Genomic DNA, 18,969 nt, shown 5'->3' on the forward strand with positions numbered 1-18,969 from the left:
CCCAGCCTCCGGCCGGGGGGACCCCCAGAGCACGCACCTGACGCCGCAGGGCCCGCCCTCCGGGCGGACGACGGGAGTTTGACGACAGGACCTAGTCGCGGACCGCCACGGGCTCCACGTCCGCCTCCTCCTGAAGGGACTTCGCGACCACGATGGACCGCTGCGTCCGGCGCGTGCGCATTCCCGTCAGTGTGATCAGCAGGCCCGCCAGGGCGATGCCCGTGACCACGATCAGACCGGGCCGGTAGCTGTCGAGGACGGCCTGCGGCGAGGCGTGCGCGGGCGCGTTCGCGGTGACCACCGCGGTCACCACGGCCAGGAAGATCGCGCCGCCCACCTGCACCGAGGTATTGAGCAGACCGGAGACCATGCCCTGCTCATGGTCCTCGACCCCGCTCGTGGCCTGGATGTTGAGCGAGGGGAAGACCAGGGCGCAGGCCGCGCCGATCAGCAGCATGCTCGGCAGGACGGCCGCCGCGTACACAGGATTGAGGTCGACGCGCAGGAACAGTGCGTACCCGGCCACCATCAGCGCGAAGCCCGCTGCGATCAGCCGCGGAGTGCCGAAGCGGTCGACGATCGCGCCCACCTTCGTCGAGGAGACCGCCACCAGCGCGCCCGCGGGCAGGAAGGCGAGCGCGGTGTGCAGCGCCGACCAGCCGAGCAGCGACTGCATGTACAGCGTGACCAGGAACTGGAAGCCGACGTACGACCCGAAGAAGGCCATCGCCCCGAGCTGGGCGCGGATCTGGTGGCCGGAGCGCAGCACGCCCAGCCGGATCAGGGGACCTGCCGAGCGTCGCTCGACGAGGACGAACGCGGTGAGGAGCACGGCGACGGCGAGGAAGGACAGCAGCGTGCGGGCGGACGCCCAGCCGACGTGCGGCGCCTGGACGACGGTGAAGACGAGCAGCAGCATCGACGCCGTGCCGATGACGGCGCCGGGGATGTCGTAGCCGTCGTGGTCCTTCTCGCGTTCGCTGCGCGGCAGCAGCTTGAGACCGGTGATGAGCGCGATCACGGCGATGGGCGCGGGCAGCAGCATGGTCAGGCGCCAGCTGGCCTCGGTGAGCAGGCCGGACAGCACCAGGCCCATGGAGAAGCCGGTGGCCGCGCAGGTGGTGTAGATGGAGAGGGCGCGGTTGCGCAGCGGGCCCTCGGCGAATGTCGTGGTGATGATGGACAGGCCGGCGGGCGCGGTGAACGCGGCACTCAGGCCCTTGACGAAGCGGCTGGCGATCAGCAGCGGACCCGAGTCGACGAGCCCGCCGAGCAGCGAGGCGAGCGCGAAGACGCCCAGGGCCACCAGGAAGACCTGGCGTCGGCCGAGCAGGTCCGCGGTGCGTCCGCCGAGGAGGAGCAGCCCGCCGTATCCCAGGATGTAGCCGCTGACGATCCATTGCAGCGTCGAGGTCGTCAGATGGAGGTCGGCACCGATGGACGGCAGGGCGACGCCGACCATCGACACGTCGAGCGCGTCCAGGAACATCGCGGCACAGAGCACCAGCAGGGTGCCCCACAACCGGGGGGTCCAGCGCCCGTCGGACGCGGGGGTGGTGAGCGGAGAGGTCATGCATCAGAGACTCGCATGCGCGTGCATTGAATGCAAGCGCATTTAATTCGCGTGCAACGAAGTCCAGGTGTTCGGGACCGGTGGGGTGTGCTCGGGTCCAGGGGAACGGCTCGGACTCAGCTCCAGGTGATGGCGGACCTCTCGCGCCACAGGGCGGCGACCGAGGTGTCTCCGGTCACGTTCGGGTACGGGCGCCGGTTCCACAGTGACAGATACAACTGCGCGGCCGGCCCGGTGATTTCACAGTCCGCGTCCCCGGCGTCGTCCCGCTCGGTGACGGGCGGCTCGGCCGACAGCCGTACGGTCCACACGGCGTCGTCGGCATCCGTCGCCCGTACCCGCAGCACCCGCGGCTTCTCGCTGCGGACCTTGCTCTTGGAGCGGGCGTGGAAACTGCGCAGCAGTTCGTCGATGCCGTCGACGGCGAAGTCCGGGCCGATCGCCGTGGGTGTACCGCGCAGCGCCGACTCCGCGTCGACCCGGTGCACGGTCGTCTCGTGCGCCTGCCGCCGGGCCCAGAAGGCCAGCGGCGAAGGCGCCGGCAGGAACTGCCAGCACTGCACGTCCGGCGCGGCGGAGGAGAGGGTGTCGACGAGATACCGGTGCCCCTCCCTGAACCAGGCCACCAGCTCGGGGCCGTCGAGGTCCGGCAGCCCGCCGCCGGGGTGGTAGGAGGTGTGCCCCTCGGCGAGGAAAGCCGCAGCCCAGCGGTGCACCCTGCCGGTGTGCCGCACCAGATCCCGTACCTGCCACTCCGGACAGGTCGGCACCTTCGCGTCGGTACCCGCCTCCTCGGCGGCCGTGGCCAGCAGCGGGCCTTCCCGGTCCAGGATCCGTACGAACTCGGCAGTCTCCATGGGGCGAGTGTGCCTGATGGAGTGCCGTCGAAGGGAAGGGCGCGCCACCGGGGGTGCGCCGCCCCGGCTGCTCACAGCCGTACCGGAAGCCGCAGCAGATGGAACCCGTCCCCCGGCCAGTGCCCGAACTCCAGCTCGGCCCGGTCCACGGCGAGCTCGGCGTCCGGGCGCCGGATGAGCACTTGGTCGATCACCACGGAGGCGACGAGGCGGCCGAGGGCCGCACCCAGGCAGTAGTGGGCGCCGTGGCCGAAGGCGAGGTGGCCGTCCCCGCGGCCGAACTCCCGGGTGATGTCCAGGCGTTCGGGCGCCTCGCCGTACTCCTGTGGATCGTGGTTGGCGGCGAGCAGAGCCACGGTCACCGTCTCGCCCTTCTTCAGGGCGGTCCCGGCGAACTCGAAGTCCTCAGTGGCGTACATCGAGGCACCGATGCGTACGAGGGTGACGTGGCGGAGGAGTTCGGGTACGGCGCGTCCGAGCAGTTCGGGCTCGGCGCGGAGCCTGGCCAGCTGGTCCGGGTGGTCGAAGAGGGCGAGGAGCGCATGGGCCAGGAACAGGGCGGGCGGGGTGATCCCCGTGTTGATGAGCAGGAAGACCACGGTGACCAGTTCGTCCTCCGTGAGTGGCTCCCCGTCGCCCCGGCCGCCCTCGATCAGCGCGGAGATCAGGTCCTCGGTGGGCTCGGCCCGCCGTCGCGCGATCAGCTCCTTCACGTAGTCGACGATGCCGACGAGCCCGTCGACCGTCCGGCTGCCGTCGCCGTGGGCGAAGTCGCGGATCCATGCGCACACCTGGTCCCGGTCGGCCTCGTCGACGCCCACGAGCTCGCAGACGACGAAGGTGGTCAGCGGATAGGCGAACTCGCCCAGGAGATCCGCCTCGCCCTTGATGGCCGACTGCCCGAGCAGGTCTTCGGCGGCCCGCTCCACGAACGACCGCAGGGCCGCTGTGCGCCGGGCGGTGAATGCCCGGGTGAGCGGGGAGCGGAGCCGGGCGTGCTCCTCGCCGTCGAACAGCGCCAGGTGCCCGGAGACGTACTTGGTGTACTCGGCCGGGAAGCCCTCGAACGCGGCCTCCACCAGCTCGGTCTGCGGGTCCCCGCCGTCGGCGCCGCCTGGGACCTTGGAGCGGTCCCGGATGAGCCGGGGCTCGGTGAGGGCGGCTTTGACGTCGGCGTAGCGGGTGACAAGCCGGGCCGGGGTCTGCAGGCCCGGAAGCACCACCTGAGGGAGCCGGTCCTGCGAGCGGAAGTCCGCGTAGGCGCCGACGGGGTTCTCGACCAGTTCGGGGGTCAGGTGGACGGGAGCGCTGCTGTGGTGTGAGGTCATGGCGCACAGCCTGCGGACCCATGCCTTCACGGCGGTTTCACCATGGTTTCACTGGTGGCCGGCGGTCGCACCGCGCGCCCCGTATCCGATCGCCGACGCGACCGCGGCCAGCACCGCGACGCTGGTGAGCGCGACGGGCAGCGAGTACCAGTCGGCCATGAACCCGATGGCGGGCGGCCCGAGGAGCATGCCGCCGTAGCCGAACGTCGAGGCGACCGCGACTCCGCCGGGGCCCGCGCGCGCGCCGGCGCGCTCGACGGCGACCGGGAAGAGGTTGGCGAGCCCGATCCCGGTGACGGCGAAGCCGAGCAGGGCCGCCCAGGCGGTCGGCGCCAGCGAGCCGAGCAGCATCCCGACTGCGGCCGTGGCGCCACCCGCCACCACCGTACGGACCCTCCCCAGCCGTTCCAGGAGTGTTGTGCCGCTGAGCCGGCCGACGGTCATGGCGAGCGCGAAGCAGGAATAGCCGGCCGCGGCCACCGCCGGGTGCGCGTCAAGGTCCTGTTCCAGGTGCAGTGCGCCCCAGTCCGCGAGTGCCCCCTCGCCGTACGCGGTGCACAGCGCGATGAGCCCGAAGACGGTCACCAAGCCCCGGGTGCGGGCGGCCGGTCGGTGCGGCGCGCGGTCCCGGGGCCGTACGCGGTCCTGCGGCAGCGGCGGCTCCTGCCGTAGGAGCGTGCGCCCGGCGACCGCGGTCACAAGCAGACCGGTCATGGTGAGGCCGAGAAGGTGCCGGGTGGGCGACAGGGATCCCGCGACCAGCCCGCCGAGCCCGGCGCCCACCATGCCGCCCAGGCTGAACGCCGCGTGGAAGGTGGGCATGACCGGCCGCCGGAGCGCGGCCACGAGGTCCACGGCGGCGCTGTTGAACGCGACGTTCAGACCGCCGTAGGCCGCTCCGAAGACCACCAGTACGAGCCCCAGCGTGAGTGCCGAGTGCGTCAGCGGGGGCAGGGCCACGCCGAGGGAGAGCAGGATCGCACAGACCACGGTCATGGGGTGACTGCCGAAGCGACGGCAGAGCCGTCCGGTGAGCGTCATCGTGATCACCGCGCCTGCGGAGACGCCGAGGAGGGCAAGTCCGAGGGCGCCGGTGGAGGCGTTGGTCTGCTCCTTGATGGCCGGGATGCGGACGACCCAGCCGGCGAAGACGAAGCCGTCGAGGGCGAAGAAGGCGGTGATGGCGATGCGGAGCCGGGTGAGGTCGTCACCCGGCACAACGCTGTGGGGTCGGGATTTGTTTATTTGCGGCACAAAATCAGGTTAGGAGCGAGTTCCGAGCACGGCAAGGGAGTTGGCGGGGGCTCGGGGCGGTGAACGGCCTGCCGGACCCGCCCGGGTGGTTCCGCGGGTGCGGGGCCGAACGGATCATGGTCAGGGTCGATGGGTCTCTGGCTGTGCCGCCTGCCGACGTGCCGGACCGGCCCCTTCCCGAGCGGGCGATGACACGGAGCGAAGGCTTTCCCGCGACGATCCACCAGGACACGAAGTTCGTGAACGACAACGCCTGGGCCGTCGGAAACTGGGTCTGGGCCGCCTGGGACTGCCTCGGCGAGTCCGGAATCGGGAAGACACCGATGGCCCCCGAGGGGGCGGCCGCGGGTATCGGGGACCAGGGCGTCATGCTTGGCGTCTACACACCGGGCGACAGCGTGCGGCTGCTGGTCAACGGCGCGGAGATCCCCGGCGGCGCCCCGAGGGCTCCCGAGCGGGCCATGGCCACCTTCACCGTGCGGTACGAACCCGCGGAGCCGACGGCCGTCGCCGGCCGGAACGGCAAGGAGATCGGCCGGGAGACGCTCAGGACGGTGGGTGCTCCGGTCGCGCTGTGGCTCGTCCCCGACGTCAGGCGACTCACCACAAGCCCCGACGACCTCGCGCATGTGCTCGTCGAGGTGCTCGACAGCCGTGGCCGTCTCGTCCCCGACGCAGCGCTCGAAGTGACGTTCGAGGCCGACGGCGCGGGAGAGCTCGCGGCCGCCGGCAACGGCAACCCTCACAGCGTCGCCATACGGCAGCCGCGCCATTAGCACGTGGCACGGGCAGGCGCTCGCCGTCCTGAGGCCGGCGAAGAGACCGGGTCGCGTCGCTCACCGCCAGGGCCCCCGGACTGCGCCCGGCGACGCTCACACTGACGGTCGGGCGCGACGAGCGGCTCGTCAGCCCAGGGCCCGGTCCAGGTTGAACGCCGCGCTGATCAGGGCGAAATGCGTGAACGCCTGCGGGAAGTTGCCCTGTTGTTCGCCGGTGTGGCTGATCTCCTCGGCGTACAGACCCAGATGGTTGGCGTAGGTCAGCATCTTCTCGAAGGCCAGCCGTGCCTCCTCGACGCGGCCGGCCCGGACCAGCGCCTCGACGTACCAGAACGAACAGATGGAGAACGTTCCCTCGTCGCCCCGCAGGCCGTCCGGGCTCGCCTGCGGGTCGTAACGGTAGACCAGGGAGTCGGACACCAGGTCCTGGGTGAGGGCGTCGAGCGTGGACAGCCACTTGGGGTCGGTGGGCGCGATGAACTTGGCCAGCGGCATCATGAGCACCGCCGCGTCGAGCACGTCGCCGCCCTCGTGCTGGACGAAGGCCCGGCGTGTGGTGGACCAGCCCCGTTGCATGATCCGCCGGTAGATCGTGTCACGGCACTGCCGCCAGTGGGGCAGATCGGCGGGCAGGCCACGACGGTTGGCCATCCGGATGGCCCGTTCGATCGCCACCCAGCACATCAACCGTGAGTACAGGAAGTTCTTGCGGCCGCCGCGGGTTTCCCAGATTCCCTCGTCGGGCTGGTCCCAGTGTGCGCAGACCCAGTCCACCAGCGCGCACACGTTGTCCCACTGGTCACTGGAGATGGGCTGTGCCCACTTGTCGTAGAGGTAGATCGAGTCGATGAGGGCGCCGTAGATGTCGAGTTGGAGCTGGTCTGCGGCGGCGTTGCCGATGCGCACCGGCGCGGATCCCCGGTGGCCCTCCAGGTGGTCGAGTTCGTGCTCCGGCAGGTCCGTACGGCCGTCGATCCCGTACATGATCTGCAGCGGGCCCGACGGTCCGCCGTCCCCCGGAATGATGTGCCGGGTCACGAACTGCATGAATGCCTCGGCCTCGCCGGTGAAGCCCAGCCGCAGCAGGGCGTAGACGCAGAAGGCCGCGTCGCGCACCCAGACGTACCGGTAGTCCCAGTTGCGCTCGCCGCCGATCTGCTCGGGCAGGCTGGTCGTCGGCGCCGCGACGATCGCGCCGGTCGGTGCATAGGTGAGCAGCTTCAGCGTAAGGGCGGAGCGGTGCACCATCTCCCGCCACCGGCCGCGATAGCGGGAGGCGTGCAGCCAGTTGCGCCAGTACGCCACCGTGGTGCAGAACTGCCTCTGTGCCTCGGCCCGTGCGCACATGCGCGGTGGCAGATGGGCGCCGACCTGGTCCAGCGCGAACACCGCCGACTCGCCCTCGGCGAGTTTGAAATCCGCCCACGCGTCCAGGTCGTCGCCTTCGAGGGCCATGGTGGCGGTCAGGGCCAGCGACAGATCCGCGGACTCGAACACCGCCACGTCGCCCAGCAGCCTGACGGTGTGCGGCTGGGTGCCGTACTTGAACCGGGGGGCCACCCGCACCCGGAACGGGATCGAACCGCGCACGCATACGACCCGCCGGATCAGCCGGTGGCGCTCGGCCTCGACCGACCCGGCGCCGACGGGCATGAAGTCCTGCACCTCGCCGACGCCGTCCTCGGTGAAGAACCTCGTGATCAGGACATTGGTGTCGGGGAAGTAGAACTGCTTGGTCCGCGCCGGTACGGTCGCGGAGAGCTCGAAGGATCCGCCCCGATCCGCGTCCACGATTGCGGCGAAGACGCTCGGGGCGTCGAAGGCCGAGGAGCAGTACCAGTCGATGGTGCCGTTGCTTCCCACCAGAGCCACGCTGCGGAGATCGCCGATCAGACCGTGTTCGGCGATCGGCAGGTACCGGGAACCCCCGGGAACATACTGATCAATCGGTGTGTCGGCCATCGCAGTCTCCCTGATCACCCGGTGCGCGCACCGAGTGATGCCAGCTTAGGCGCAGGGGGAGGCGGGAGCATGGGGAGCGCGGGTGCCCTGGGCGGTCTTCACCTCCGTCCGGGCACGCGGCCGGGCGTCAGACGGTGATCACCCGGACGCCGGCCTCCTCGAACTGCCGCACCGCGTCGGTCCCCGCCGCCGTGTCCGTGACCAGCGTGTCCAGCGTGTCCACCGCGCAGATCCGCGCGAACGCGCGCTGCCCCAGCTTGCTGGAGTCCGCCGCGACGATCACACGCTCGGCGCGCTCGCACAGCAGACGGTTGATCGCGGCCTCCGCCTCGTCGTGGGCCGCCGCGCCGTGTGCGACGTCGAGGGCCACCACGCCGAGGACCGCCACGTCGATGGTGATCTGGCCGAGCACGCCGTCCGCGAGCGGGCCGATGAGCTCGTACGACTGCGCGCGCGCCACACCGCCCGTCACCACGATCTTGAACTGGGGGCGTACGGCAAGCTCATTGGCGATGTTCAGTGCGTTGGTGACGACGGTCAGCGCGGGGGAGCCCGACGCCAGGTCGCCGCGTACCGCCAGGGCCCGCGCCACCTCCGTCGTGGTGGTGCCGCCCGTGAGGCCCACCGCCTCGCCGGGTGCGATCAGAGCCGCCACCGCCTTCGCGATGCGCTGCTTCTCGGAGGCATGACGGGCCGTCTTGTAGCGCAGCGGCAGTTCGTACGACACGCCGTGCACCACCGCGCCGCCCCGGGTGCGTACGAGCATCTGCTGCTCCGCGAGCTGGTCGAAGTCGCGGCGGATCGTTGCCGCCGACACCTCCAGCTCGGCCGCCGCCTCCTCGACATCCAGCCGGCCCCGCTCGACGAGCAGTTCCAGCAGCGCCTTCCAGCGGGCGTCGCGCGACATCCGCACTCTCCGTTCCTCTCCCTCCGGCGACCCTAGCGCACCTCACCTTCGGCTGAATGCTTGATTGTGCTCGAAAATCGGCTATATCTTGCAAGAAAGCGCATAGCCCGGGAGGGGTGCGGCATGACTCATGTCGAGGACGAGCTCAACAGCCAGCCCGAGTGCTGGGTCCGCGCCGCCGGGGACGCGGATGAGCACAAGGCCGCGCTGCCCGCCGCGGGGGAGCGGGTCGCGATCGTGGGGTGCGGGACCTCCTACTTCATGGCGCAGTCCGCCGCCGTACTGCGCGAGCGGTCCGGACAGGGCGAGACGGACGCCTTCGCCGCCTCAGAGTTCCCGGACGGGCGGGCCTACGACCGGGTCGTCGCCCTCACCCGGTCCGGCACCACCACCGAGGTCCTCGACCTCCTCGGCCGGATCCGGAGGCGGACGCGGACGACCGCGATCACCGCCGACCCGCGCACGCCCGTGATGCAGTCCGCCGACGACGTGGTCGTGCTCGACTTCGCCGACGAACAGTCCGTCGTCCAGACCCGGTTCGCCACCACCGCGCTCACCCTGCTCCGCGCACACCTCGGCCTGCACTCGGACGCCGTGGTCGCCGATGCCCGCACGGCGCTGGAGACCCCGCTGCCCGAAGGGCTCGTCGACCGCACGCAGTTCACCTTCCTCGGCCGCGGCTGGACCGTAGGTCTCGCGCACGAAGCCGGACTGAAGATGCGCGAGGCCGCCCTGGCCTGGACGGAGTCCTATCCGGCGATGGAGTACCGGCACGGACCCATCAGCATCACCAGCCGCTCCACCGCCACCTGGATGCTCGGCGAGGCGCCCGAAGGACTCGCCCGGCAGGTCCGGGAGACCGGAGCCATGTGGGTGGCCGACGGCCTCGACCCGCTCGCCGAACTCGTCCGCGTCCAGCGGCTCGCCGTCGCCGTGGCCGCCGCCCGCGGGCTCGACCCCGACCGGCCCCGCCATTTGACCCGCTCGGTCGTCCTCGCCCCCGCCGCCGATCCGGGCGCCCGCCGATAAGGAGGAGCCGTGCCCCTCGCAGCCACCGGCGAGCTGATCGCCGCTGCCGCCGCGGCACGCGGTGCCGTCGTCGCGTTCAACGTCGTCACGCTCGAACACGTCGAGGCCGTGATCGCGGGCGCGGAGGCCGCTGATGCTCCGGTCGTGCTCCAAGTCAGCGAGAACGCGGTCACGTTCCGCTACGGGCGCCTGCTCCCGCTCGCCCGTGCCGCTGCCGCGGCAGCCGCCTGCGCCGCCGTGCCCGTCGCCCTCCACCTCGACCATGTGCAGAGCGACGGGCTGCTGCGCCAGGCGCCCGGCGCCGGGTTCAGCTCCGTGATGTACGACGCGGCCCGGCTTCCGTACGAGGAGAACCTCGCCGCCACCCGTGCCGCCGCCGACTGGGCCCATGCCCAAGGGCTCTGGATCGAGGCCGAGTTGGGACAGGTCGGCGGCAAGAACGGCGAACCGGCGCCCGATCCGCACGCACCGGGCGCCCGGACCGACCCGGGTGAGGCCGCCGCTTTCGTGGCCGATGCGGGGGTCGATGCCCTGGCCGTCGCCATCGGCAGCACCCATGCGATGACCACGCGCACGGCCGCGCTCGACCATGGTCTGCTCAAGCGGCTCAACGCCGCGCTCGACGTGCCGCTCGTGCTGCACGGCTCCTCCGGACTGCCGGACGACGAACTCACGGCTGCGGTCGCGGGGGGCATCGCGAAGGTCAACATCGGGACCGCCCTGAACGTCGCCATGACGGGCGCGATCCGGGAGTTCCTGGCCGGGCACCCGGAGGCGGTCGACTCACGCAGCTATCTCGGCGTGGGACGGGAGGCGATGGTCCGGACGGTGGCCCACCTGATCGCCGTGCTCCACGGCGGTGAAACCGCAGTCGCCGGACCGGCTACTTCTTGACGGCCTTCAGGATCACGAACTTCGCGTCGCTCGCGACCAGTTCGCTGTTGCCGAAGAGCCGCCGCAGCTTCACGTGGTAGCCGAGATGACGGTTGCCGATCACCCACAGCTCACCGCCCGGCCGCAGGGCGCGCCGCGCCCCGGCGAACATGCGCCATGCCGTGGCGTCCGTCGTCGCCTGGTGGGAGTGGAAGGGAGGGTTGTTGAGAACGAGGTCGACGCTCCCGGCGGGCACCCCGGACAGTCCGTCGCCCACCCGGAACTCCGCAGTCCCCTGCGCGTTGTCCCGGTACGTCGCCTCCGCCGAGGCCACTGCCTGGTACGACTCGTCGACGAAGAGCACCTCGGCCTCGGGATCGGCCAGCGCGGCGGCCAGACCGACGACCCCGTTGCCGCAGCCCAGGTCCACGACCCGCTCGGCGCCCCGGACGCGCGGCAGGTGCTGCAGGAGGAACCGGGTACCGATGTCGAGGCGGTCGGCGCAGAAGACCCCCGCGTGGTTGGTGACGGTCCGGCCGGACAACTGGCCGATGTCGTCGGGCAGTCGGTACCGGTACGGCCACGGGTTTGTGCCCCGTTCGAGCCCCGGCTCGGGGGTGCAGAAGATGAGCCGGGCCTTCTGTTCGGCGAGCGAGGTTCGGGTCGGGCCGAGGATCCGCTCGAACAGCTGCAGCGTCGAGGTGTGGATCTCCTTGACCATCCCCGTCCCGACGATCACGGTCCCCTCGTGCACGCCGGGCGCCAGCCGATGAAGCTGGTCCTCGAGCAGCGCGAGGCTCTTCGGGACGCGGACGAGCAGGACGTCGATCCGGAGCGGCGGGTCGTCCTGGGTGGTGAGGAGCCGTACGGAGTCCACGTCGACGTCGTTTCGGACGAGATTCGCCCGGGTCGCCTCGCGGGCCAGGAAGGAGTCGGTGATCTGCACCGGGCGGTGCGCCGCGAGTGCCGTGGTGAGCGCGCCCCACCGGTCGCCGACGACCACGACCGCGCCGCTCAGCGGGGTGCCGCTCGCCGCGAGGTGGCGCAGCAGATACGCGTCGGACGCGTCCCAGGCGCGCAGCCGGTCGCGGGGGTCCTCGGGGAAGCGGATCAGCGCGTACTCGCCCCAGGGCGTGGTCATACGGTCGTTCATCGTGCGTCAAGGCTAGCCGAGCCGCAGCTCAGCCCCGGTCCCCGGCCGCAGCGCCGGGACCCCTCTGCCGGGCGGGATACGTGATGATGGGGCCATGGACGCCGAGCTGTTCCCGCGAAGCCGCAGGCAGGTCGCACCCGGCGCGGTCCATGTGCCGGACTGGCTGGACGCGGCCCGTCAGCGCCGGCTCCTCGAGGCCTGCCGGGAGTGGGCCCGACCGCCCGCCGGCCTGCGGACCGTGCGCACCCCCGGCGGCGGCACGATGACGTCCCGGCAGGTCTGCCTCGGCCGGCACTGGTATCCGTACGGGTACGCCCGCACGGTCGTCGACGGCGACGGCACCCCCGTGAAGCCGCTCCCGCAGTGGCTGGCCGCGCTGGGCCGCGAGGCGGTCGAGTCCGCCCTCGGACCGCAGGCGGTCCCGCCCGAGCCGTACGACATCGCCCTGATCAACTTCTACGATGCGGGTGCCCACATGGGCATGCACCGCGACAGCGACGAGAAGTCCGACGCCCCGGTGGTGTCGCTGAGCCTCGGCGATTCCTGCGTCTTCCGCTTCGGCAACACGGAGTCCCGGGCGCGCCCTTACACGGACGTGGAACTGCGCAGTGGCGATCTTTTCGTCTTCGGCGGCCCGGCGCGGCTCGCCCACCACGGGGTGCCGCGGGTGCATCCGGGTACGGCCCCGCCCGCGCTGGGGCTGACCGGCCGGCTGAACATCACGCTGCGCGTCAGCGGCTTCCGGCCGGACCCCGAGCGGATCATGGGAGACTCGCCCTCATGAACGGCAAGGCGGCCCCCCGGGCAACAGGGGAAGGGAACACACGGACGCGGCTGGACAGGGGGCGCGGTGCGCTCGGTCCCGCGCTGGAGCTGGTGCACACCGGACGTGCGCCGACGCGTGCCGTACTCACCGCCGAGCTGGGCGTCACCCGGGCGACCGCCGGTGCGGTGGCCGCCGAGCTGGAGGCGCTGGGCCTGATCCGGGTCGATGCGCACCCGAGTGTCGCCGCCGGAACGCAGGGTCGGCCCTCGCACCGGCTGGAGGTCGCCGAGGACGGGCCCGTCGCGCTCGCCGCCCAGGTGCACGCGGACGGCTTCCGGGCTGCGCTTGTCGGGATCGGCGGCCGGATCGTCGCGACCGCGCCCGGCTGCGAGACCGTCGACGCCGATCCGGCCAAGGTGCTCGGCTCGGTGGTCGAGGCGGGCGCCGAGCTGCTGCGTGAGACCGGGCGGCGCTGTGTGGGCGCCGGGCTCGCCGTACCGTCCGCGGTCGCCGAACCCGAGGGCCTCGCGCTCAACCCCCTGCACCTCGACTGGCCGCCGGGCGCGCCCGTGCGGGAGATCTTCGCCGAACGGGTGCGCGCCGCGGGTATCACCGGGCCCGCCTTCGCCGGCAACGACGTCAACCTCGCGGCGCTCGCCGAGCACCGGCACGGCGCGGGCCGAGGCTCCCGCGACCTGCTGTGCGTGGCCACCGGGCATCGGGGCGTGGGTGGCGCGCTCGTTCTCGACGGGCGCCTGCACACTGGCAGTTCGGGGCTCGCGCTCGAGGTGGGGCACCTCACCGTCAACCCCGAGGGACGTCCCTGTCACTGCGGCAGCCGCGGCTGCCTCGATGTGGAGGCCGACCCGCAGGCCTTCCTGGCGGCGGCGGGCCGTGAGGCGGGCCCCGAAGTCTCACAACTCCAGCAGGCCAACGACCTGATCCGCACCGAGTACCCGACCGACCCGGCCGTCCGAAACGCCGTCGAGGTGCTGATCGACCGGCTGGGCCTCGGCCTCGCCGGTCTGGTCAACATCCTCAACCCGGACCGCATCATCCTCGGCGGACTGCACCGCACCCTGCTGGACGCCGACCCCGAGCGGCTGCGCGCCGTCGTTGCCGACCGCAGCCTGTGGGGCCGCAGCGGCGGAGTCCCCATCCTCGCCTGCACACTCGACCACAACAGCCTGGTGGGGGCGGCGGAGCTGGCGTGGCAGCCGGTACTGGACGACCCGCTGGCGGCACTCGCCTGAACGCCGGTCGGATCACCGGGCGTTGGCCCGGTAGGCCATGCATGTGCCGCGTCCTGTCACGCGGTTGCGGGGCGGCGGGGCCTCGCAATCAGATAGCCGCCGCAGTACGGGACAAGGGCCGAAGGCATCGGGCCAGGCGCGGGCCCGGGGCTCAGAGCCGGTCGACTGCGGAGAAGGAGGTGGTCGTGGGCGTTGCACACGCCCGCGCCCTCGGGGCGTACGTCGCCGAGGGCCCTACGGACCGCTCTCACCACTGCCGTCCCCGCGGCAGTTCGACCCGCCCCGGCGCCGACATGTGCAGCACCTGGAACACGTCGCCCTCGGCCTTGGGCGTGTCGTGCTCCCAGAGCGAGAAGTGGACCAGCTCCCAGCCACGTGTGTCCACGGCGGCCGCCGCCAGCACCGCACCGTCCTCCGCGGCCAGCAGCCGGGTCTCCTGCACGGCGTCCTCCATGGCCTCGGCCAAGTGCACCCCTTCCGGCACCTGTTGACGGCGACGCACCGCGAACGCGGCGGCGGAGCCGGTGGCGGCGCCCTCCTCGTACGCCAGCCCTGTCCACTGCTGGGCCACCGGGCGTCCGAAGTCGTCGACCAGCCGCTGGAAGGCGCCTCCCCAGAGGAAGGTGTTCATGCCCTCCATGGTGTTCCAGAGATAGAACGGCGCGTACTGATTGACGGGAGAGCCGTGCGCACCGCGCTCGCGCATCAGGAACGTCTTGAAGCCGAGTCCGTCCCAGTCGTCGAGCAGATGCCCGATGCGGGACACGCGACCGCGGATGATGCCCATGTCGTAGTCGGCGGGAAAGGTCAGCTCGTACTGCATGGCGTGCATCGGTTGCCTCCTTGGGTGGGGTGGGGCCGGTTCGGTCAGTGAGCCGGACGCAGAAGCGAGAGCAGACCCCGGACTCCCGCGTCGAAGGCCGCCGGTGAACCCGACGCGCGGGCCAGCACATAGCCGCCCTGCAGCGTCGCCAGGATCGTCGCCGCGATCTCCTCCGCGTCCAGGGACTGCGCGAACCCGCCCTGCTCCTTGCCCTCTTCCACGATTACGGCCAGCTGTTCGCGCAGCCAGTCGAGCGTCTCGTCGACAGGGGCCCGCAGGTCGTCGCTCGCGATCACATCCGGGTCCATCGTCAGCCGGCCGATGGGGCAGCCGCGCAGCACGTCACGCTCGCGCTGCAGATACCCCTCGATCCGCTCGTACGGCGTCCCGGGCCCGGCGAGTACGCCCTGCGCAGTAGCCCGTATCTCCTCGGCGGTGCGGCGGATCGCGGTCAGCGCCAGGTCCGGCTTGCCCTTGAAGTGGTGGTACATGCTGCCCTGGCCGGCGCCCGCACGCTCCAGGATCGCCTTGGGGCTCGTCCCCACATAGCCGCGCTCCCACAGCAGTTCGCGGGTGGTCTCGATCAATCGCTCCTGGGTGCTCATGCTCCTACTGTACATACTAGTAGGTACAGTGTGCGAGGTCTTCGAGGAGCAGGGCGGGGACGCCCGCGTACTCCCCAGGAGGTACGCCCACTGCCGCTGGCCGTACGACGACCCGGACCCCCTCCCGGCGCGACTCTCGAGGCATCACCGGAACACCCACCGAGGAGATGACCCGAGATGCAGACCCTGGCTCACTGGGACGGCGGTCCCGGCCCGTGGATCCTGTTCTTCCCGCTGATCTGGGCGGCCGTCGTGTTCGGCGTCGTGACCGTCCTGCGCCGCATCGCCTGGCGGGGCCGTGGAGCGCCGTGGCGCGGTGTGGACGGCCGTCCGGCGGGCGACTCGCCGATCGCCGTTCTCGGCCGCCGCTTCGCCTCCGGCGAGATCGACGAGGACGAGTACTGGCGCCGGCTCTCCGTGCTGGACGAGCAGTTCGGCCGTACGGGCAAGGGCGGTGCGATATGACGATCGCGACCACCACGCGGACGGCCGCCGGGGTCGTCGACGCCGTCAAGGTGTACGGCGGCGGCGACACCGCCGTGCGGGCCCTGGACGGGGTGAGTGTCGGGTTCGCCGCGGGCCGCTTCACCGCGATCATGGGCCCCTCGGGCTCCGGCAAGTCGACCCTGATGCACTGCGCGGCCGGCCTCGACACGCTCACCTCGGGCTCCGCCTTCATCGGCGAGACCGAGCTGAGCAGCCTGGACGACCGCCGTCTCACCCTCCTGCGCCGCGATCGGATCGGCTTTGTCTTCCAGGCGTTCAACCTGGTGCCGACGCTGACCGTCGCGGAGAACATCGCCCTCCCGATCGACCTGGCCGGGGGCAAGGGCGACCGTGAGTGGATGGACGCCCTAGTCGATGTCGTCGGACTGCGCGGCCGGCTCCACCACCGGCCCGCCGAACTCTCCGGCGGCCAACAGCAACGCGTCGCCGTGGCCCGGGCGTTTGCCGGTCGGCCCGATGTGGTCTTCGCCGACGAACCCACCGGCAACCTCGACTCCCGATCCGGCGAGGAGGTGCTGGGCCTGCTCGGCCGCGCGGTGCGCCAGATGGACCGTACCGTTGTCATGGTCACCCACGACCCGGTCGCCGCTGCCCACGCCGACGAGGTCGTCTTCCTCGCCGACGGGCGCCTGGTGGACCGTATGGACTCGCCGACGGCCGACCAGATCCTCGACCGCATGAAGGCCTTCGAGGCGGTGAGGTCATGAACGCCTCCGTACGCCTCAGCGCCTCCTCGCTGCGCGCCCACAAGAGGCGCTTCGCCGGTACGTTCCTCGCGGTGTTCCTCGGTGTCGCCTTCCTGGCAGGCACGCTCGTCATGGGCGACACGCTGCGCGCGAGCTTCAGCACCATGTTCGGTGACGCCACCGCCGGGACCGACGCCGTCGTCCGCAGCGCCGACACCATCACCACGCCCGGCGAGAGCCAGGGCGTGCGGCAGCCCGTCGACACCTCTCTCGTCCGCACGATCGCGAAGGTCCCCGGCGTGGCCGCCGTGGCGCCGCAGATCCAGGGCCGAGGCCAGCTCGTCGGCGCCGACGGCAAGCCCGTCGGCGGCCAGGGACCGCCCACCCTCGCGGGCAACTGGATCACGGATCCGCAGCTCAACCCGTACCGGCTCGCCGAAGGCCGGGCCCCGGCCAGGAGCGGCGAGGTCGTCGTCAACAGGGGCGCCGCCAAGAAGGGACACCTGGAAATCGGCGACACGACGACCCTGCGCACACCCGGCCCGGTCAAGGTGACCATCGTCGGCCTTGCGACCTTCGGCGGTGAGGACGGCATGGCCCAGGTGACCTTCACCGGCATGACCCAGGCCGACGCCGAGAAGTACCTCACCGCGAAGCCCGGCCAGGCGGCGAGCATCCAGGTGCGGGCAGGGCCCGGGGTGAGCCAGGCCAAGCTCGTCTCCGCACTGACTCCCGTGCTGCCCAAGGGAATCGAGGCCATCACCGGGCAGGAGTCGGCGCAGGAGAACACCGACATGATCTCCAGTCAGTTCCTGACCCTCTTCACCACCTTCCTCCTCGTGTTCTCCGGCATCGCGCTGCTCGTGGCGACCTTCTCGATCCACAACACGTTCGCGATCGTCGTCGCCCAGCGCACCAGGGAGAACGCCCTGCTGCGCGCACTCGGCGCCTCGCGCCGACAGGTCACCGTGGCGACCCTCGTCGAGGCGAGTGCCGTCGCCGTCGCGGCGTCGGCCCTCGGGCTCGCCGGCGGCATCGGCATCGCGGCCGGACTGCAGGCCCTCTTCCCGGCCATCGGATTCCCGTTCCCCAAGGGCGACCTGGTGATCGGCGGCCTGTCGCTCCTGCTTCCCCTCGCGGTCGGCATCGCCGTCTGCCTCGGCTCCGCCCTCCTGCCCGCCGTGCGCGCGGGGCGCGTAGCGCCGCTGGCTGCGCTGCGGGAGACCGCCGTCGACCAGTCCGGTGCCTCGCGCACCCGTGCGGTGGCGGGCGGTGCACTCGCGGCACTCGCCGTTGCCAGCACCCTGACCGGGGTGCTGGTGAGCCCTTCCCTGTGGCTCGCCGGGCTGGGCGCTGTGCTCGCCCTCGCCGCTTTCGTGGTCCTCGGCCCCGTGGCCTCCTCGACGGCCGTCCGCGCCCTCGGCGCCCCGCTCGAGGGCTTGCGCGGAGTCACCGGCGCCCTCGCACGCCGCAACGCCCTGCGCAGCCCCAAGCGGACGGCCGCCACCGCGAGCGCCCTGATGATCGGGGTTGCCGTTGTTTCCCTCTTCACGGTCTTCGGCGCATCGCTCAAGGCCACCATGGACCAGACCGTCTCCCGCTCCTTCGCTGGTGACGTCGCCGTCAGCACCCCGTCGTTCGGAGCGGGCGGCAGTGGGCTCAGTCCGGAGTTGGCCCCGGCCATCGCCCGGCAGTCCGTCGTCGAGAACGCCGTCGGACTGGGGCAGGGAGTGGCGAAGATCGACGGCAAGGGCCGGGCGCTGACCGTCACGGACCCCGTTGTGCTCGGCAAGGTCTTCGACCTCGGCACCGTACGCGGCTCGCTCGGCCGTCTCGGGACCGACGGCATCGCGGTCGCCGAGAAAGAGGCGGGCAAGCAGCACCTGACCGTCGGCGACACGGCCCGGCTCACCTTCACCGACGGCCGGACGGAACCGTTCACCGTCCGCGCGGTCTACGGGCAGTCCCAACTCGCGGGCGACTACGTCATCACCCGCGCCGCCTGGGCCCCGCACCGGACCCAGGACTCCGACACGCTCGTCGCCGTCTCCTTCAAGCCCGGCGTCGGCACGGCCGAGGGGAAGGCCGCGGTGCAGAAGGTCGCGGACCGGTACGGGAATCCATCGGTGCAGACCCGCGACGAGTACGCCAAGTCCTCGGCCGGAGGCATCGACACGATGCTCACCCTGGTCTACGCGCTCCTCGCCCTCGCGGTGCTCATCGCCCTGCTCGGCATCGCCAACACCCTCACGCTGGCGATCCACGAACGCACCCGCGAGCTGGGCCTGCTCAGGGCCGTCGGCCAGACCCGGTCGCAGTTGCGGGCCATGGTCCGCTGGGAGTCCGTCCTCGTCGCCGCCTTCGGCACAACGGGAGGGCTGGCCCTGGGCGCCTTCCTCGGTTGGGTGCTGGTGACGGCGTCCGACGGCGCGTCCGACACGGCCTTCGCCTTCGCGCTGCCGCCCCCGCAACTCCTGGTGGTGGCGCTGGTGGGGCTGGCGGCCGGTGCTCTTGCCGGTCTGCGTCCGGCCCGGCGGGCGGCCCGCCTGGACGTACTGCGCGCCATCGCCACGGAATGACCCGCGCGACGCCCGCGCCAGGGAGGTGCGGAAGG

The 18,969-nt window shown here is 71.7% G+C and carries 17 protein-coding genes; 8 read left to right on the top strand and 9 right to left on the bottom strand.

Annotation, left to right across the window (positions count from 1 at the left end; all coding sequences use genetic code 11):
• Positions 1–91: 91 nt before the first annotated feature.
• The 4 genes from ABT186_RS36460 to ABT186_RS36475 all read right to left on the bottom strand — a co-directional run bounded on the left by ABT186_RS36460 (position 92) and on the right by ABT186_RS36475 (position 4,976).
• A complete protein-coding gene (locus ABT186_RS36460) occupies positions 92–1,573 on the bottom strand; it encodes an MFS transporter (protein WP_351928763.1) in 1,482 nt (493 codons plus the stop codon).
• 116 nt (positions 1,574–1,689) lie between these two features.
• Positions 1,690–2,430, bottom strand: coding sequence for a maleylpyruvate isomerase family mycothiol-dependent enzyme (locus ABT186_RS36465; protein WP_351234770.1), 741 nt, complete (start codon positions 2,428–2,430; stop codon positions 1,690–1,692).
• A 71-nt stretch (positions 2,431–2,501) separates the two neighbouring features.
• Positions 2,502–3,758 (bottom strand): cytochrome P450, encoded by a 1,257-nt coding sequence (locus ABT186_RS36470; RefSeq protein WP_351234768.1) that lies wholly within the window; start codon positions 3,756–3,758, stop codon positions 2,502–2,504.
• A gap of 48 nt (positions 3,759–3,806) precedes the next feature.
• On the bottom strand, positions 3,807–4,976 hold the full coding sequence (locus ABT186_RS36475) for an MFS transporter (RefSeq protein ID WP_351928765.1): 1,170 nt from the start codon (positions 4,974–4,976) through the stop codon (positions 3,807–3,809).
• Positions 4,977–5,200: 224 nt separating this feature from the next.
• On the opposite strand from ABT186_RS36475, the gene ABT186_RS36480 reads away from it, so the two are divergent.
• Positions 5,201–5,788, top strand: a complete 588-nt coding sequence (locus ABT186_RS36480) for a DUF4982 domain-containing protein (protein WP_351928767.1) — start codon at positions 5,201–5,203, stop codon at positions 5,786–5,788.
• 129 nt (positions 5,789–5,917) lie between these two features.
• Here the strand turns inward: ABT186_RS36480 and ABT186_RS36485 are convergent, their stop codons facing one another.
• Together ABT186_RS36485 and ABT186_RS36490 are read right to left on the bottom strand one after the other, a co-directional pair.
• Positions 5,918–7,753, bottom strand: a complete 1,836-nt coding sequence (locus tag ABT186_RS36485) for a glycoside hydrolase family 15 protein (protein WP_351928769.1) — start codon at positions 7,751–7,753, stop codon at positions 5,918–5,920.
• A gap of 127 nt (positions 7,754–7,880) precedes the next feature.
• Positions 7,881–8,660, bottom strand: a complete 780-nt coding sequence (locus tag ABT186_RS36490; RefSeq protein WP_351234762.1) for a DeoR/GlpR family DNA-binding transcription regulator — start codon at positions 8,658–8,660, stop codon at positions 7,881–7,883.
• 123 nt (positions 8,661–8,783) lie between these two features.
• On the opposite strand from ABT186_RS36490, the gene ABT186_RS36495 reads away from it, so the two are divergent.
• Positions 8,784–9,689, top strand: coding sequence for an SIS domain-containing protein (locus ABT186_RS36495; protein ID WP_351928771.1), 906 nt, complete (start codon positions 8,784–8,786; stop codon positions 9,687–9,689).
• 9 nt (positions 9,690–9,698) lie between these two features.
• Entirely contained in the window at positions 9,699–10,583 is an 885-nt protein-coding gene (locus ABT186_RS36500; protein ID WP_351928773.1) for a class II fructose-bisphosphate aldolase, read from the top strand.
• On the opposite strand, the gene ABT186_RS36505 is transcribed toward ABT186_RS36500, so the two are convergent.
• Entirely contained in the window at positions 10,573–11,715 is a 1,143-nt protein-coding gene (locus ABT186_RS36505) for a methyltransferase (protein ID WP_351234756.1), read from the bottom strand. The genes ABT186_RS36500 and ABT186_RS36505 overlap by 11 nt on opposite strands.
• Positions 11,716–11,809: 94 nt before the next feature.
• Here ABT186_RS36505 and ABT186_RS36510 point away from each other — a divergent pair, with 94 nt between their 5' ends.
• Entirely contained in the window at positions 11,810–12,499 is a 690-nt protein-coding gene (locus tag ABT186_RS36510) for an alpha-ketoglutarate-dependent dioxygenase AlkB family protein (protein ID WP_351928775.1), read from the top strand.
• Entirely contained in the window at positions 12,496–13,734 is a 1,239-nt protein-coding gene (locus ABT186_RS36515) for an ROK family protein (RefSeq protein WP_351928777.1), read from the top strand. The genes ABT186_RS36510 and ABT186_RS36515 overlap by 4 nt, the downstream gene beginning before the upstream one ends.
• A 247-nt stretch (positions 13,735–13,981) precedes the next feature.
• Here ABT186_RS36515 and ABT186_RS36520 read toward each other — a convergent pair whose 3' ends face one another.
• Both ABT186_RS36520 and ABT186_RS36525 read right to left on the bottom strand, forming a co-directional pair.
• On the bottom strand, positions 13,982–14,566 hold the full coding sequence (locus tag ABT186_RS36520; protein WP_351234750.1) for a DUF4865 family protein: 585 nt from the start codon (positions 14,564–14,566) through the stop codon (positions 13,982–13,984).
• A gap of 35 nt (positions 14,567–14,601) precedes the next feature.
• On the bottom strand, positions 14,602–15,162 hold the full coding sequence (locus ABT186_RS36525) for a TetR/AcrR family transcriptional regulator (protein ID WP_351928779.1): 561 nt from the start codon (positions 15,160–15,162) through the stop codon (positions 14,602–14,604).
• 177 nt (positions 15,163–15,339) lie between these two features.
• On the opposite strand from ABT186_RS36525, the gene ABT186_RS36530 reads away from it, so the two are divergent.
• From ABT186_RS36530 to ABT186_RS36540, 3 genes are read left to right on the top strand one after another with little or no spacing between them, the layout of a single operon-like run.
• Positions 15,340–15,627, top strand: a complete 288-nt coding sequence (locus tag ABT186_RS36530) for an SHOCT domain-containing protein (protein ID WP_351234746.1) — start codon at positions 15,340–15,342, stop codon at positions 15,625–15,627.
• Positions 15,624–16,376, top strand: a complete 753-nt coding sequence (locus tag ABT186_RS36535) for an ABC transporter ATP-binding protein (RefSeq protein ID WP_351234744.1) — start codon at positions 15,624–15,626, stop codon at positions 16,374–16,376. Before ABT186_RS36530 ends, ABT186_RS36535 begins: the two co-directional genes overlap by 4 nt.
• The gene (locus ABT186_RS36540) at positions 16,373–18,934 is read left to right on the top strand and encodes an ABC transporter permease (protein ID WP_351928781.1); all 2,562 of its coding nucleotides are present in this window, start codon (positions 16,373–16,375) and stop codon (positions 18,932–18,934) included. The genes ABT186_RS36535 and ABT186_RS36540 overlap by 4 nt, the downstream gene beginning before the upstream one ends.
• Positions 18,935–18,969: the final 35 nt, after the last annotated feature.

The organism is Streptomyces sp. NPDC001634 (assembly GCF_040298185.1).
Classification (GTDB): domain Bacteria; phylum Actinomycetota; class Actinomycetes; order Streptomycetales; family Streptomycetaceae; genus Streptomyces.